Source organism: Stutzerimonas chloritidismutans (assembly GCF_051486945.1).
Lineage (GTDB): Bacteria > Pseudomonadota > Gammaproteobacteria > Pseudomonadales > Pseudomonadaceae > Stutzerimonas > Stutzerimonas chloritidismutans_B.
Window position 1 is genome coordinate 349,204 of record NZ_JAHVDX010000004.1, and the last position, 16,889, is coordinate 366,092.

Here is a 16,889-nt window from a genome sequence, read left to right on the forward strand (position 1 = left end):
GATGGATCCTCGGCTCGACCTTACTGGGCTTGCGGCTGGGTGGGGGTCACGTTCGTCGCCGGAACCGGCTTGACCTGAACACCCGGACGGATGAATTGCAGCCCTTCAGTGATCAGGCGATCGCCCGGCTGGAGACCATCAGTGACCAACCAGCGATTGCCGACGGTACGCGCGGCCGCGATCTTGCGAACCTCCACCTTGTCGTCAGCACCGACGACCATGGCTGTCGCCTCGCCGGTTGGCGTGCGCGTGACACCCTGCTGGGGCGCGAGGATCGCCTCGCTCTTCACGCCCGCGACCAGTTGCGCATGAACGAACATGCCTGGCATCAGTATCTTGTCTGGATTGGGGAAGACGGCACGCAACACCACCGAACCGGTACCCGAGTCCACCGAGACTTCGGAGAACTCCAGCTTGCCCTCGTGCGGGTAGGTGCTACCGTCTTCGAGAGTCAGGGTTGCCTTGGCAGCATTCTCACCGGCTCGCTCCAGGCGGCCCTCGGACAGGTCGCGTCGCAGGTTGAGCAAGTCCCGTGCGGGCTGGGTGACATCAACGTAAATCGGATCGAGCTGTTGGATGATCGCCAGCTCCTGCGTCTGGCCCGCGCTGACCAACGCACCTTCGGTGACGGCTGAGCGACCGATGCGGCCGGAGATCGGGGCCAGCACCTTGGTGTAGCGCACGTTGATGCGAGCGCGCTCAAGCTCGGCTTCGGCCTGCAGACTGGCCGCGCGCGCCTCGTCATGGGCCTGTTGGCTCACCGCCTGCTCCTTGACCAACAGCGCGTAGCGATCGGCCAGCGATTTGGCCGAAGCCAGGCTGGCCTGGGCACTCTTAAAAGTTGCCTGGTAGAGCGAATCGTCGATCTGGTAAAGCTGCTGACCCGCTTTCACGTCGCTGCCTTCAGTAAACAGGCGCTTCTGGATGATGCCGTCGACCTGCGGTCGCACCTCCGCAATGCGGTAGGCCTGCGCCCGACCAGGCAATTCCGTGGTCAGCGCGTAGGGTTCCGCCTTCAGCGTCACGATGCCGACCTGGGGCGCCTGTTGCGGTTGCTCCGCAGCCGGCGGCGCCGCTTCGTCCTGGCATCCGGCAATGAGCACAGCAGCGGCGAATAAGGGACCCAGGGCAGCACGGGCTGGCTTGAACGGCATGGAAAGTGACCTCGTAGATCAGACAGGACCCAGCAGGACGCGCGCTGGGCAGACTCGAACAGTGGAATGCGGCGAATATACTTACATTCAAGACTGTTTGTAAACAGCGAATGTGCGGTCGACGGGACCGGCGCTTGCCTATGCGCTGGGTCGATGACGCACTGCACCAACCGCTCTGACCAGCGCATCGCAGCTTGGCCCGGAAAGCAGAACGCCGGCTTCCGCCGGCGTTCGTGTGTCGCGGTGCGTTACTGACGCACGCCTTCAACCGAGATGATCAGATCGACGCTTTGGGACGCTGGCCCGAGGTCCATTTTGATGTCGAAATCTTTCAGTTGGAGGGTCGTGGTGCCTTCAAAACCGGCGCGATAGCCGCCCCACGGATCCTTCCCTTCACCAATGAACTTGGCGGCGATGACGACCGGCTTGGTCACACCATTGAGCGTCAGGTCTCCAGTGATATCCGCAGTGCCTTCCCCGGTGGACTTGACCGAAGTGGACTTGAAGGTCGCGGTCGGATGCTTGGATACGTTGAGGAAGTCATCGCTGCGCAGGTGCTTGTCACGCTCGGCATGGTTCGAATCCACGCTGGCGGTCTGCAGGGTCACCTCGACCTTGCTCGCCTCCGGTTGGTCGGCATCGAAGCTGAAGGTACCGCTGAAATCGTTGAACCGGCCCCACAGCCAGCTGTAGCCGAGGTGGCTGATTTTGAAATTGACGAAGGCGTGCTGGCCCTTTTGGTCGATGGTGTAATCAGCCGCCATGGCTTGGCCGGCGAACAAGGCCGTACCCAGGGCGAGCGCGGCGAAGGTCTTCTTCAACATGGGAGTCTCCTTTGGTCGTTAAGAGGCATCGGCGCGGCCGAACATTCGTTTGAGCGTTGCGTCGCGATCGATGAAGTGGTGTTTGAGTGCCGCCAGCGCATGCACCCCGGAAAAGATGATCAGGGCCCAGGCGAGGTATTCATGGATCAGCCCGGCAACGTCTTCCTGATCGGGTATCGCCGTGACCAGCGCCGGAACCTCGAACCAGCCAAATACGCTGATCGGCCGGCCGTCGGCAGTGGAGATGAGATAACCGGAAATCATCACGCCAAAAAGGCCGACATACAGCAATGCATGCCCCGCCTTGGTCGCCAGGCGTGTCACCCGGCCATGGCTGGCCAGCGGCACCGGGCCATGATTGGCGAAGCGCCAAGCTACGCGTACCACCATCAGCGCTAACAGCAGTAAGCCAATACTCTTGTGGATGTCCGGCGCAGTTCTGTACCAGCTGCTGTAGTAGTTCAGCCCGACCATCCAGAAACCGAGCGCGAACAACCCGATCACCGTGACGGCCACAAGCCAATGCAGGGCGATACTGACCGCACCGTAGTTACTGGGACTGTTGCGCAACTGCATCGCTTGCATTCCAAAACCTTGAGGAGCGCTAAGCCTACCGGCTAACCGATCGAAATGAATCGCATTTTTTCGTTGCAAACTATCAGCGCAGCGGATAGATCGGCCGATGAAATGCGTCCGGCGCTTTCTGCTAGGCTGCGGCCCTTTGAACGCGGAGGATGAGCCATGAGCCTGAACGATAGCTGGATGCGGCGTGACCTCGACGTTCTCTGGCATCCGTGCACCCAGATGAAAGATCACGAGCAGCTGCCGCTGATCCCGATCAGGCGTGGCCAGGGCGTCTGGCTCGAGGATTTCGATGGTAAACGCTACCTCGATGCCGTCAGCTCCTGGTGGGTCAACGTGTTCGGTCACGCCAACCCACGAATCAACCAGCGCATCAAGGATCAGGTCGATCAGCTGGAGCACGTAATGCTCGCCGGGTTCAGTCATCAACCGGTGGTGGAACTGTCCGAGCGCCTGGTCGCGCTCACGCCCCAGGGCCTGTCTCGCGTGTTCTATACCGACAACGGTTCCACAGGCATCGAAGTCGCGCTGAAGATGAGCTTTCACTACTGGCGCAACAGCGGCCAACCGGACAAGCAACGCTTCGTGACCCTGACCAACAGCTACCACGGCGAGACCGTCGCGGCGATGTCCGTGGGCGACGTGGCTCTATTCACTGACACCTACAAGCCCCTGCTGCTCGACACCTTCAAGGTGCCCAGTCCGGACTGCTACCTGCGACCGGAAGGCATGAGTTGGGAAGACCACTCACGCGCCATGTTCGAGCACATGGAACAGACACTCGCCGAGAACCATACGCAGATCGCGGCGGTGATCGTCGAGCCGCTGATCCAGGGTGCCGGCGGCATGCGCATGTACCACCCTGTTTATCTCAAGCTGCTTCGCGACGCGTGCGACCGCTATGGCGTACACCTCATTCATGACGAGATCGCGGTCGGCTTCGGGCGCACCGGCACCTTGTTCGCCTGCGAGCAAGCCGGAATTGCGCCGGACTTCCTCTGCTTATCCAAGGCGCTGACCGGGGGCTATCTGCCGATGGCTGCGGTGCTCACCACGGACCAGATCTACCAAGCGTTCTATGACGATTACGCGACGCTCCGCGCCTTCCTGCATTCGCACACCTATACCGGTAACCCGCTCGCCTGCGCAGCCGCCCTGGCCACGCTCGATATCTTCGAGCAAGACAATGTGATTGAGGCAAACAAAGCGCTCGCTGTACGATTGACGCGCTCGACCGCACATCTGGCCGACCACCCGCATGTCGCCGAGGTTCGCCAGACGGGCATGGCGCTGGCTATTGAAATGGTGCAGGACAAGGCCAGCCGGGCCCCTTATCCCTGGCAGGAGCGACGCGGACTGAAGGTCTACCAGCATGCGTTGCAGCGCGGCGCGCTGCTGCGGCCATTGGGAGGCGTGGTGTATTTCCTTCCGCCCTACACCATCACCGAGGACGAGATCGACTTCCTCGCCGAGGTGGCCAGCGAGGGCATCGATATCGCCACACGCGCCGCGGTGCAGGTCGCTGTGCCGGCCGATGCACCCGCGTCGTTTCGCGATCCCGGCTGAGTCGGGATCGCGAGCTTCTGACGTCGCGGCAAGCGCGATAGACTAGCCGCCCGTTACCCTGCCCGGCCAACCCGATGCGCATTTCTCGTTTCTTTATTGACGCCCCGTTAGCATTGGGTGTCTTGGTGTTGCCCGAAGCGTCTGCGCATTACATCGGCCGCGTACTTCGCCTCGGTGTTGGCGCGGCCGTCCAGCTCTTCGACGGGAGCGGTATGGAGTTCCGCGGCGAACTCGTCGAGGTGAGCAAAAAGCAGGTCAGCGTGGCGCTGCACGACCGCTTCGACGGCCAGCCTGAGTCTCCGTTGCAGGTGCACCTTGGCCAAGGCTTGTCGCGCGGGGAGCGAATGGACTGGGCGATTCAGAAAGCCACCGAGCTGGGCGCGGCGCAGATCACGCCTATCGTCAGCGAGCGGTGCGAGGTGCGCCTCAAGGACGAACGGGCCGACAAGAGGCTGGCGCATTGGAGGCAGATTGCGATCAGCGCCTGCGAACAGTGTGGGCGGTCGGTCATTCCAGTGATCAATTCACCGCAACCACTGACGGAGTGGCTAACTGTCGAAGCGGATCTCAAACTGGTGCTGCACCCGATAGCAGAACCGCTATCGCGGCATCCGGCCCCAGCGTCGCTGGCGTTCCTGATTGGGCCCGAGGGCGGGCTTAACGATCAGGAGATCAGCGAGGCGATTCGAGCTGGCTTCCACCCGGCCCGACTGGGCCCGCGAGTGCTGCGCACCGAGACCGCGCCGGTGGCGGCGCTGAGCGTGGCGCAGCACCTTTGGGGTGATTTTCAGGCCTAGGCTGCCAGCTCAGCAGGTCAAATCAGCCCGGCGTCTGCGAGCTTCTGCTCGAATGCCACGAGATCCGGTATACGCGCTTGAACATCGCCGAGATCCACAGCATCCAGTTCGAGCGGGTTCAGCGACACATCCGCACGCGCCAGCTCAGAGTCGAGCTTGATAGAACGTGGAATGCCCTGCACCAGCAGTGCGATGAACTTGACGTGCTCGCGTCCACCCAGCGCGTTGAGCACCGCGACCCGCGCCCGCGTGCCGGTTTCGGCCTGGCCACCGGATGCCGCCTCGAACGAGAGCAGCGGTAACCTCAGATCCCGCCAAGGCACCTGGCCTAAAAACCAGGAAGGCATGCCTTGCACCGCCTGCGGTGCCCGGTAACCGATAATCTCGGCAACCGCCACGTTGGGTAGCAGCAGGGTCCGGTCGGACAGCGGCACCAGGAGCCCGGTAAGGTTGGCGGGTGTTTCCTGAGTAGCAATGGTTTGGCTCATGGGTGATCCACTTGCGAAGCGGCAACCGGCTCGTTGGCCAGCAGCACGAGATGATTGACGAGTGCCTGGGCAAGTTCGCGCGGGTCCCCGCTGAGCGAGCTATATCCGCCCTCGCGAAGGCTGTCGGGCATGCTCGAACAGACGCAGGTCTCGGCCCGCTGGGTCCATACCCGGCCGCCCTGACGCAGAACATAGGCCGCTGCGGCGTTGCCATCGCTGCCCATGCCGCTAAACGCGATCACGCCACAGCGCCGGCCGAACTGTTGGGCCAGATTGAGCATCATCTGGTCGATCGATGGGCTGTAAGGCTCAGGCCACGCCCGCCCAGTAAGCTGCATCGAGCCGTCCTTGTCGAAGCTCATTTCCTGGGCGATGGGCGCGATCACCACCTCGCCGCAGCGAATCAGGTCCTTGTCGCGGCATTGTCCGACCTGCCACTGACTATGCCTGCCAACAGCTTGGGACAGCGCGGTCTGGAAACTGGCCTCGATATGCTGCGCGTAGACGAAGCCCACCGGCAGACCGGCCGGTAGCACGTCGAGGAACGCCTTGACCGCCTCCGGACCACCCAGCGAAGCTGCCAACAGCCAGATTTCACGTGCCGGGGCGCCAGCCGGCTGCTGATGACTCGCAAGCACGGCAGGCAATTCGAGGGAACTGGGTCGCTGCTCATCATTGCGCAGCACGTCCAGGCGCGGCCCGACCGCACAGGAGGGGTCGCCCACCAGTCGTTTGAGCTTGCCGAACAGCCGCCGCTCCCAGCGCGGGTAATGCTCTGAATGACGCTCAGGTGCTCGGCCCTCGCCGAACAAAACCGGGCAAGCGTCCCGCTCGAGAAGCGAATTGACCAGAGGCGACTCTTCCGTCTGGGCCAAGTCGACGAGCCACAAGTCAGCTTCGATGGCCGCCAGGTCATCTTCCTGCAGGCGCGCTGGATCGTTGTTCAGGACCACCTGATAGCCATTGGCGGTCAGTGCCTGCTGCAGCACATGGCGCTGCAGCGAAGTGTCGGCAATCACACCGATGCGCGCGGCGACGACCTCACTCATGACGTTTGACCAGTTGCTGGATCGTTTCGAGCAGCAACGACTCCTGGTACGGCTTGCCGAGGTATTCATTCACGCCAATCGACATGGCCCGGTCCCTGTGCTTCTCACCTGTACGCGAGGTGATCATGATGATCGGCAAATCCTGAAGGCGTTCGTCGTGGCGCACCAGGGTCGCCACCTCGAAGCCATCCATCCGCGGCATTTCGATGTCCAGCAGCATGACGTCCGGCTTGCGTTCCTGTAGTTGCGTGATGGCGTCGACCCCATCCTTCGCGGTGAGCACGTTCATGCCGTTTCGCTCGAGCAGACGGCTGGTGACCTTACGCACGGTGACCGAGTCGTCGACGACCATAACCAATGTTGGCCGGTCGACCTCGACCTCGGCCTCCTCATCCATACCAACAAGCCGCATCGGCTGCAGCTGGGTCTGCAGCTGCGCATGCAGGACCCGAATGGTGGCGAGCAGATCGAGAATGACAACGACACGACCGTCACCGAGGATGGTCGCACCGGAGATGCCCGGCACGGTAGCGAACTGCGGGCCCAGGCTCTTCACCACGATTTCACGTGAGCCGGCCAGGCTGTCGACCTGAACGGCGACACTGTGCTCGTTCGAGCGCACCAGAATTACCGGTAACGGCAGGCTTTGTCCGACCAGCTTCGGTCGCTGGCCGTTGTTCAGCAATTCGCCGAGATACCGCAGCTCATAGGTTTGCCCGGCGTATTCGAACCTTGAAGCACCTGGCTGGTAATAGGCCTCGAGTTCATAAGGCGACACCCGCACGATGCCCTCGATGGTGTTCAGCGGAATGGCGTAAAGGTCTTCGCCCGAATAGACCATCAGTGCGCGGTTTACCGAGACGGTAAACGGCAAGCGGATCAGGAAACGGGTGCCTTTGCCCAGGCTCGACTCGATGCTCATCGAACCGCCGAGCTGCTTGACCTCCGAATGCACCACGTCCATGCCCACGCCACGCCCGGAGATCTGAGTGACCTTTTCGGCGGTGGAGAATCCGGCTTCAAGGATGAACTGCAGTACCTCATGATCGGACAGCTCGCTACCCGATGCCATCAGGCCCCGCTCGATCGCTTTACGGCGAACCGCTTCAAGATTGATGCCGGCACCGTCGTCACTCAGCGTGAGCACGATGTCGCCACCCTCACGGGTCAAGTCCAGGCGGATGTTCCCCTGCTCGGGCTTTCCAGCGGCGAGCCGCTTGGCGCCCGACTCGATGCCGTGGTCAACCGCATTACGCAGCATGTGTTCCAAGGGCGCGACGATGCGTTCCAGGACGCTGCGGTCCATTTCGCCCGTCGCATTGCCGACATGAAACTCGACTTGCTTGCCGAGCTCACCGGCGACCTGGCGAACGATCCGGCGAAGACGCGGAACCAGTCGGTCGAACGGCACCATGCGAGTCCGCATGAGGCCTTCCTGCAGTTCGGTGTTGACCCGAGCCTGCTGCAACAGCAGGGTTTCTGCATCTCGGTTTCGTGCCGCTAGTGTTTCCTTGAGGTCCAACAGGTCGGACGCGGATTCGAACAGCGCGCGAGACAGCTGCTGAAGCTGGGAATGACGGTCCATCTCCAGGGGGTCGAAGTCGTCGTAACCTGCGCGCTCAGCCTCGGCCTGGTAGCGGCTCAGGATCTGCGCCTGGGTTTCGGTATCCAGGCGCCGCAGCTGGTCACGAACCCGCTCGATGGTGGCTTCCATCTCACCGAGCGTGAAGCCAACGTCACTGACCTGTTGTTCGACCCGACCACGGAAAATGGACGTCTCGCCCGCCAGGTTGACCAGCCCTTCGAGCAGGTCTGCTGGTACTTTGACCAATTCTTGCGGCGCACGCCGCGAGGCTGCTTCGGCGGCGGCTTGCTCGGCGCGGCGGATGAACGGCAGCACCTTTGCAGGGGTATTGCTGCTCGGCACATGTGTGCTGGCAGCGACGATCGGTGTATCGAGCGACACAATGGTCGCCGGACTTGGCTCGGGTACTTCGTCCTGCTCGACAATCGGCGCTTCAGGCATGTCGCTATCCAGCCGCTGGCGCAAGGCATCGACATCTTTTAGCAGGGCGTCATAACCGCTCTGAGCGTCCAGATAGACGCTCTCCGGTAATGGCGCGCCCTGCAGCTGGGCTTCGCTGAGCCGTTGCTCCAGCTCATGGGCCATATCGCCCAGTGCGACCTGGCCGGCCAAGCGGGCCCCACCCTTGAGCGTATGAAGGATGCGCATGATATCGGCCAATGATTCGACCGCTTCCGGCGATGCATCCCAGCGATTCAGCGCGGCTTCCATTTCCTCGAGCAAGTCATCCGCTTCCTCGATGAAGATGTCCAGAATCTCGGCCTCGGCCGACTCCTGCGATGCATCTGTGGCGGCCTTGAGCGCGACGCTGCTCGGCATGCTCAGCTGCTCGTCCGGATTGACGCGGAAGCGCCTGATGGTTTCGATCAGATCCAACCCGGTGGGCAGCGCCTGATAGGAGCGCACCGCGTCGAGCATCGCCGCGAGCCGGTCATGGCAGTTTTGCAGCAAGGCGAACAGGGTAGGACTGGCGCGATAGCTACCGGCGCACAGGCCTTCGTAGAGGTATTCGAGCTCATGGGCTAGATCACCGATCTCGCGGATGTCTGCCATCCGCGCGCCGCCCTTGAGCGTGTGCAGATCACGCTGCAACGCCTCTACCTCAAGGCTGTTCTCGACATTCCCCATCCAGCGCTGCAGCGACTGGCCAGCACGCTCAATGATGTCAAACCCCTCTTCGAGGAAAATCTCGACCAGCTCCGGGTCGCGATCATTCCAAGCAGAGGGCGTTTCTACGGATTCCGAGGAAGCGACATCGGCTAAATATTCATCGGCAACGTCCAGAGCTTCCGGCAGCTCGGGCTCAGCAACCGCCTCAATGGGGGCGTCTGCCTGCAACAAGGGGTTGATCTCGTCGACAGGCGCATCGCCCATCTCTGAATCGTCGGGCACCAACGGGGCAGCCGAGGGCTCGACTAGCCAGCTGTTATCATCGGACATGCTGAGGTCCGGCAAGTCCAGCTCCGCCTCTTCTGCCGCGATGAATTCAGGCTCATCGTCAACACTGGCCTCTTCGAACGCGCCTAAGCCAAGCTGTTCAGCTTCTTCGGTTGGGGCCTGCGGGCTGCCCGCATCGTCACGTCCGGCGGGCTCATCGAAGCTCAGTGAGCCGCCCTGGCGAAACGACTGAATACTCGCGATGAGCGCGAGGGCCTGGCTCATCGGCGTGTTCGCCTGCAACTGCTCGAGTTGCACGGCCAGTTGGTCATGGCTGCGATGGAGCAACGCTGCCAGCTCGTCCGAGTGTACGTAGCGGCCGTCGGAAAGGCCTTCGTAAAGAGTTTCCAGCTCGTGGGCAAGGTCGCCGATGGGGCGAATCTCAGCCATTCGCGCGCCACCTTTAAGGGTATGCAGGTCGCGCAGCAGCGCAGAGAGCGCCCGTTGATTGGTCGGTTCCGCAAGCCAGCGATCCAGTGCGCCACCCGCGCTTTCCAGCAAATCAACCGCCTCGTCGAGGAATATTTCAACCATTTCCTGGTCTTGCTCGTCACGTATGTCGAGCATTTCCTCTGCCTGCGGGGTCGTGTCCAGCCAGGCTTCGGCTTCGGCTTCGGCTTCGGCTTCGGCTTCGGCTTCGGCTTCGGCTTCGGCTTCGAAAGTATGCTCGGGCAGCGCTGCTGTATCGACGGCGGCTGTCTCTGGGCCCTGTTCAGGCTCAGACACCGCCAGGCCGAGCGCTATTGGCTCGACCGCTTCGGCGAGAAGCGCCTCCAGCCGCGCCACCAATTCCGGGCGGGCAGACACCTGTAGGCCAGCCGCGACCTGATCCATCATGCCCACAAGGGCCTCGTGCCCTTCTTCAACATCATCGAAGAAGCGGCCACTTACAGCTAGGCGGCCATCCTGAACCACGGCATAGAGGTCCAATAAAACCCGGCAGAGCGCATCGATCTGAGGTAGATCCGCCATCTGGGCTCCATGCCCGAGCGCGGTGAGCTCTTCGAGCAGCGCGCTCAATTCTTGCCGCTCGGCCGGATGCTCACGCCAGCTATGCAGAAGGTCCTCAGCATCGAGCAGGATGTTCATGCTTTCGGACAGGAACAAGGCAATCATCCCAGGATCACGGCTTTCACCCTGGTCGTTCTCGCCTCGCGCATTGGCCTCGGCCAGTCGCGACTGGTGCAATTCGTGCACCTGCGCGATGAACGCCTCGGCACCTGGAATCGGAGCCAGCGGGTCACGGTCCAAGTTCTCCAGACCAAGCCGCAGCAGCTGTTCGGCCGAATGCAGCAGCTCGGCCTCAACCAGGTCCATATCGATCAGGTTGGCCTTGAATTCCTTGACCATTCTTTCCAGAGGCGTCGCGATCTCGGCGACTGGCAGGATACCCGCCATGTGCGCACTGCCCTTCAAGGTGTGCAGCGCACGCTGGAGCGAGTCGGAGACCGGCTGGGGTAAGCGCTGGGCGCAGTCGGCTAGGAAGTCGACCAAGGTCGTCAGGTGTGCCTCGGCCTCGTTGCGAAATATCTCGAGCAGCTGAGGATCGAGCGCATCCGACGAGTCGGTGTCGCTCGGCTCAGGTTCTGTCCTCTCGGCAACGCTGCTCTTGCCCCCCTGAGGACCTGGATCCAGAGGTTGGCCCTTGGCCAATGCATGAGCATCGGCAGCTAGGCGATCCACATCATCACGCTGACGCTGAGCCTTGGCCGCGAACTCCTCGACCAGCGAAGGCATCAGATCCACGACGTCACCGACCAGCTTTTTCACCGGCGCGCTCGCCTCGATACTGCGATCGATCACGCGGTTCAGTAGATTCTCGACCGACCAGGCAAGCTCGCCAATAATCAGGGCGCGGACCATACGGCCGCTGCCCTTCAATGTATGGAATGCGCGCCGGACTTCACTCAGCGAATCCTTGTCCGCTACATCAGCGATCCAGTTCGGCAGGTACTCGCCGATGGTTTCGAGCACCTCGGCCGCTTCCTCGATGAATACTTCGAGCAGGTCGTCATCGACTGCCTCCTCGTCAGCTGGCGGCGGCAAAAGGCTAGGAGGTACGTCGCGCGCCGGTGGGTTGATTGCGACCACCGGCGCGGCCATGACGTCTTCGATGCTGCGCACAGCTGCCTGTTCGGCAGGCTGTTCCTGACGCTGGGGCAAATCGACTTCGGGCATGCCCAACTCGATCATTTCCGCCTCGGACCACTCCAGCGGGTCGGCCTGAGCCTCCTCTAACTCATGAGCAGCTTCGACACCGAAGGATGCCGCCTCATCAGAGCCGGGTGCGGATACTGACGGCTCGAGCGTCCACTCGGTATCGCTCAGAGAGCTGGGTTCCGCCTGGTTGCCGTCTTCAGGCTCAACCTCTTCGGGTTCGATTTCCTCCAGCGTCCAGCCTGGCAACCCGCTATTCGCGGGCTCGCTCGCTTGATCCTCCGAAGGCTCGTCGGCAAGCTCGCTGAGGTTAAAGGCGTCGGGCTGCTCAGCGGCGATGGCCTGCTCTTGCTCTGATGCGGGCTCGGGCTCGGGCTCGGGCTCGGGCTCGGGCTCGGGCTCGGGCTCGGGCTCGGGCTCGGACAGCATGCCCTCCAACAGCGGCTCCGCGGGCAATACTTCGATCTCTTCCAACGGATCGCCGACTACCAGTTCTTCTTCCAGCACGGTGGGCGCTTGGTCGAGGATGGAGGGCACTTCTACGAGCGGATAGCCCAGCGCCTGGAGGCTTTCTTCGGCCACGTCGAGAATCAGATCGCCCTGGGTCCCGCAGTCTTCACTCAGTCGCTCGAGGTAGTACTCGACGCTGGTGATAGCGTCGGCGAGCGTGTCCAGACTCTGCCAGTCGGGAATCGCTTGAGGCGTCAGGAGCTGCTCCTGGATGTAGCGGTTGCAGGCGTCAAGCAAAGCAGCCGCGCGCGACAGAGGGATCATCGCCAGACCACCACGGGATTGCGTCAGCAGGTCCGGGACGCGGGCCAGATGCTGATGATTCCACTGCGATGCAATGAACTCGATGATCGCGTCCTTGGCCTGTTCGAGGCCAGTACGTGCTTCTCGAATCACGAGCTGATGGATTTGCGCCACATCAGTGGTGGGCAAATGGCTGTCTTCACTGCGCTCGTCATCGGTACCGCCGACCATGCCAGCCAGGGTGGCCTCGACGTACAGGAGCGCGCCAGCCACGTCCATCAGCGCCGCGTCGTTGGGTTCGCGAACACCGCTGGTCAGCGATTCGATGACCGCAATCTGATCGAGAATGATCTTCCGCGGTTGGCCGAAGCCGAGCACAGCCAATGTATCGGCAATTTGCTTGAGTGGTGCCTGCATTGCACCCAGCTCGGCCAATCCGAGGCGATCGCTGCGCACGAACAGGTCGAGGCTATCCTTGACGCGTACCAGCTCCTCGCACAGGGCCGCAACGACCGAACGCATCGCGCTGCGATCAGGCCCTGCGAGCTGTGCACGCTCTTCATCGACGACATTGCTGTCCGGGAGTGCTTCGTCGAGGCTGTACTGGGCCTTGAGGGACTGGATGCGCGCGGACTGCGCCGGAGCCTTGGCGATGTAGAAAAGTAGATTCTTTACCAGCTCGTCGGGAGCTGGTTGATTGATGCCGCCTGCGCCTTGCTCGACGAGGCGTTTGAGTTCCTTGTCCACCTGGCGCAACAGCGTCTTGATCGAGGTGCCATTGGCAACGCCGCCGCTGGCGAGGCCTTCGACGACACCGGACGCGACCTGCCACAGTGCGCCGAGCGGTGCGTCCTTGCAGAGCATTTCCAGACGCGCAAATACACGGGCCATGTAGCCCAGGTTCGTTGGAAGGTCCTGATTGCGAATCACGCCGACGAGCGCGACCTGAAGCATTTGCCTCAGCTTGCGCAACAAGGCGGGCAGGTCCGCCGTCTGCCGCTGGGCAAGATACTCACTGGATAAGGCCGCCGGGCGGCTCGACATGTTCGGTGAGAACAAGCTGGTCTCTGACAGCAGCTTTTCACCACGCGCTGCGCGCAGGTCGTTTAGCAGCGGCAACACGACCATCGGTAGATCGCGGCGAGCGGTCTGGATACGATCCAGATAGACCGGCATTTGCAGGATGGCCTGCATGAGCACTTCGAGCGCCTCAGTCTGACTGGAGACCCGACCCTCCATCAGCGCGCGGGCAAGCTGCTCCATCTCTTCGGCCAACAGGGCGGCGCCGAAGAACTCAACCATCTGCAGCGTGCCATGCACCTGATGCACATAGGTCAGGCAGAACTGCATCCGCGTCGAGTCCTGCGGGTTTTCGACGAACGCTTCCAGCGCCTGGCGCGCTTGCTTCAGCGTTTCGGCGATTTCGCCTTTCACCCACTCCAGGGCGACATAATCGTGCCGATCACCCATAGCGACTCCGCTCATAAACTTTTCCGGGTAAAGGCCAGAACCTGTTTGTCAGCCACCGGCTCGAGGTCCGGGTGCTGCCATTCAACCACCTCGCCCACGCCAATCACCAGCAACCCTCCGGGCGCGAGGCGCTCGGCCAGGCGGGTGAGGATTTCGCGGCGTCGCCAGCGACGAAAATAGATCAACAGGTTTTGGCAAAAAATGACGTCCATGTTGGACATTGGCGCGCTCGCCAACTCCAGCACGTTGAGCCTGGCAAAGCACACGCGTGCCGCCAGACTGGGTACCACTTGGTAACGATCCGCTTCCAATGGTTGGAAGTATCGCGCCCGCCATTCTTCGCAGACATGCTCGAGCCGGCGGCTGGCGTAGATACCGTCACGCGAACGGCCGAGCGCGCTGAGACTGATGTCGGTCCCGATCACTCCCACCGGAACATTGCCTTGTTCATGAAGGGCTTCGGCCGCAGTGATCGCCAATGAATAGGTTTCTTCACCGCTTGAACAGCCCACGCTCCACAGCGACCAAGGACGCGAGGTGTCTCGCTGCTCACGGCGCGCTCGCAAGTACGCCGAAAGAAAGGAGAACGAAGGGGCATGACGGAAAAACCGTGTTTCCTGCACCGTCAGACGATCCATCAAAGCCGACCACTCCACGGCTCCCCGCGGCCCGGACACGACCTGCTGGTAGTAGCTGGTGTAGTCGGTCGCCCCTATTTCTCGCATGCGACTGGTGAGATTGACTTGCAGGAACGCCCGACGCTCTTCCGAAACGATCATTCCGGAACGAGCCTCGAGCAGTGCCTGCCAGTCATGAAACTCCGCTGGCGACATATCGGCCAAGGGTCTCAATGACCAATCAACGCTTGGCTGCATGTCCCGCCCCTTACTCATGAACGTTCACGGCAGCTGCTGCCAGCTGCCGCGTTCTCGGTCAGGCCTGGTCCTGCGTTTCCGGCAGGGTGAAGCCGGACACCGACTGGCGCATCTCATTGGCCATCTTCGCCAGGTTACCAATGCTCTTGGCCGTAGCGGTGGTGCCGGACGAGGTTTGCGAGGTGATCTCCTGGATCACGTTCATGGTGTTGGAAATATGACCTGCGGACGAGGCCTGCTGACGAGCGGCGTTGGAAATGTTTTGGATAAGCGCGGCGAGGCTCTTGGAAACCTTTTCAATTTCTTCCAGAGCGACTCCAGCATCTTGCGCCAGGCGCGCACCGCGAACCACTTCAGAGGTGGTCTGCTCCATCGAGATAACCGCCTCGTTGGTATCGGTCTGAATCGTCTTAACCAGCGCCTCGATCTGCTTAGTCGCCGCTGAAGAGCGCTCAGCCAGACGCTGAACTTCGTCCGCAACCACCGCGAAGCCCCGGCCTGCATCGCCCGCCATGGAGGCCTGGATCGCAGCGTTCAATGCGAGAATGTTGGTCTGGTCGGCAATGTCATTAATCAGGCTAACGATGTCACCGATCTCCTGGGACGATTCACCGAGACGCTTGATTCGCTTAGAGGTGTCCTGGATCTGCTCACGGATGTTATCCATGCCAGTGATGGTGTTGTGCACAACCTCGTTGCCCTTGTTGGCAATGGCTACCGAGCGTTCTGCTACCGCGGACGACTCCGCGGCGTTGGCCGATACCTGATCAATCGACACTGCCATTTCATTGATCGCCGCAGACGCTCCGGCGATTTCCTGGGCCTGATGCTCCGACGCCTCGGCCAGGTGCATGGCGGTCGCCTGGGTTTCCTGCGCCGCGCCGGACACCTGAACGGCGGTCTGGTTAATGGTTTCGACCAGGTCGCGCAGTTGGTCAATCGAGTAGTTGATCGAGTCCGCAATCGCACCGGTGAAGTCTTCGGTTACCGTCGCAGCCACGGTGAGGTCACCGTCTGCCAGGTCGCCAATTTCGTCGAGCAGACGCAGAATGGCAGTCTGGTTACGTTCGTTTTTCTCGGCGGTTTCAGCCAGACGACGACGGGTTTCGACGACCATCACCGAACCGATCAACAGAATGGAGGCGAGTGCCAGCGCACCGAGCACATAGCCGGCCAGGGTATACATGTAACGGGCATCGGCCATGCCCTGCAGACCCAGGGTAAGAGTAGAGGTCTTGTCGAGAAGGGTCTGCGAGACCTCAAAGATGTTGTTGGAAGACTCGCGAACCTGGAACAACTCCGGCGACGTTTCGAGGATTTCATCCACCGAGCCAGAGACGAACTGGAACAGTTCGGAAATTTCGGCGAGGCGGTCGAGCGCTTCGGCATCGCTGACACGCGTGATGCCCATGGCTTCGTTGCCTTCGAGCATCGCCGTCAGTACGCGGCCGAAGAGGCTCGCGTCGCGGCCGAACATATCAGCGGCCTGAACCGAATCCTGGTCACCGGACAGCACCTTGTTCACCGAACCCAGAATACGTTCAGCCAGCAGCGATTGACGCTGAGCAACCGACACCTGCGCAGCGGGCGCGCCACTCTCGAGAAGAATATCGACGACCTCCTCGTATTCGACCTGCAACTGCGGAATCGTTTCGGCCAGTGTGGCGGCAACCTGGTGGAGGGACAGTACAGTCTGCTCGCTTGCAAGAATCGCATCGGTGTTCTGACGCAAGGTATCCCAGTCCTGCTGCACCGCGGCCACTTCCGCCTGGAGCGCCTCGGGCACTGCCGGCAGGCCGATCTGCTCATCACCCTGCGATAGATAGCCCCAGCGCTGACTGAAGTCGTTGCGTGCCTCTTTCAGCGACTCGAACGCATCGGGCGTACCGGACGCAGCTTCCACCGCGTTCTTGGCGATACGCTGCGACAGAACTCGCAGCTCACCTGCGTGTCCTAAGTATTCGTTATCGTAATCGGCCTGGGTATTGATATAGGCGAAGTTGGCGAACAACAGCACCATCGACACGATCAGAAGACCAAACAGACCGGCGATCAGGGTGTTACTACGCACCCCTGCCAGCAATTCATTCGCGTTGAATTTTTTCATTGTTCCGGCCCCCGCCTGGACCCCACCGTTCGTTTCCTTTCCAAC

Annotated in this window: 10 protein-coding genes; 2 read left to right on the forward strand and 8 right to left on the reverse strand. The window is 61.6% G+C overall.

Features of this window, described 5'->3' with window-relative positions; translation table 11 throughout:
• Nucleotides 1-20: 20 nt before the first annotated feature.
• The 3 genes from KXR72_RS17015 to KXR72_RS17025 form a co-directional block, all read right to left on the reverse strand.
• Complete coding sequence (locus KXR72_RS17015) at nucleotides 21-1,154, reverse strand: efflux RND transporter periplasmic adaptor subunit (RefSeq protein WP_437422276.1); 1,134 nt, start codon at nucleotides 1,152-1,154, stop codon at nucleotides 21-23.
• 248 nt (nucleotides 1,155-1,402) lie between these two features.
• A complete protein-coding gene (locus KXR72_RS17020; RefSeq protein ID WP_437422277.1) occupies nucleotides 1,403-1,978 on the reverse strand; it encodes a YceI family protein in 576 nt (191 codons plus the stop codon).
• Nucleotides 1,979-1,996: 18 nt separating this feature from the next.
• Complete coding sequence (locus KXR72_RS17025) at nucleotides 1,997-2,554, reverse strand: cytochrome b (protein ID WP_437422278.1); 558 nt, start codon at nucleotides 2,552-2,554, stop codon at nucleotides 1,997-1,999.
• A 165-nt stretch (nucleotides 2,555-2,719) separates the two neighbouring features.
• On the opposite strand from KXR72_RS17025, the gene KXR72_RS17030 reads away from it, so the two are divergent.
• A complete protein-coding gene (locus tag KXR72_RS17030; protein ID WP_437422279.1) occupies nucleotides 2,720-4,126 on the forward strand; it encodes an adenosylmethionine--8-amino-7-oxononanoate transaminase in 1,407 nt (468 codons plus the stop codon).
• A gap of 74 nt (nucleotides 4,127-4,200) precedes the next feature.
• Nucleotides 4,201-4,923, forward strand: a complete 723-nt coding sequence (locus tag KXR72_RS17035; protein ID WP_437422280.1) for a 16S rRNA (uracil(1498)-N(3))-methyltransferase — start codon at nucleotides 4,201-4,203, stop codon at nucleotides 4,921-4,923.
• Between the two features lie 17 nt (nucleotides 4,924-4,940).
• Here the strand turns inward: KXR72_RS17035 and KXR72_RS17040 are convergent, their stop codons facing one another.
• The 5 genes from KXR72_RS17040 to KXR72_RS17060 are packed head-to-tail and all read right to left on the reverse strand — an operon-like array spanning nucleotide 4,941 to nucleotide 16,844.
• Complete coding sequence (locus KXR72_RS17040) at nucleotides 4,941-5,411, reverse strand: chemotaxis protein CheW (RefSeq protein WP_437422281.1); 471 nt, start codon at nucleotides 5,409-5,411, stop codon at nucleotides 4,941-4,943.
• Nucleotides 5,408-6,460, reverse strand: coding sequence for a chemotaxis protein CheB (locus KXR72_RS17045; RefSeq protein WP_437422282.1), 1,053 nt, complete (start codon nucleotides 6,458-6,460; stop codon nucleotides 5,408-5,410). Before KXR72_RS17045 ends, KXR72_RS17040 begins: the two co-directional genes overlap by 4 nt.
• Nucleotides 6,453-13,862, reverse strand: a complete 7,410-nt coding sequence (locus tag KXR72_RS17050; RefSeq protein ID WP_437422514.1) for an Hpt domain-containing protein — start codon at nucleotides 13,860-13,862, stop codon at nucleotides 6,453-6,455. The genes KXR72_RS17045 and KXR72_RS17050 overlap by 8 nt, the downstream gene beginning before the upstream one ends.
• 11 nt (nucleotides 13,863-13,873) lie before the next feature.
• Nucleotides 13,874-14,737 carry a CheR family methyltransferase gene (locus KXR72_RS17055; protein ID WP_437422283.1) on the reverse strand — a complete coding sequence of 288 codons (864 nt, stop codon included), beginning with the start codon at nucleotides 14,735-14,737 and terminating at the stop codon, nucleotides 13,874-13,876.
• Between the two features lie 58 nt (nucleotides 14,738-14,795).
• On the reverse strand, nucleotides 14,796-16,844 hold the full coding sequence (locus tag KXR72_RS17060) for a methyl-accepting chemotaxis protein (protein ID WP_437422284.1): 2,049 nt from the start codon (nucleotides 16,842-16,844) through the stop codon (nucleotides 14,796-14,798).
• Between the last annotated feature and the right edge of the window lie 45 nt (nucleotides 16,845-16,889).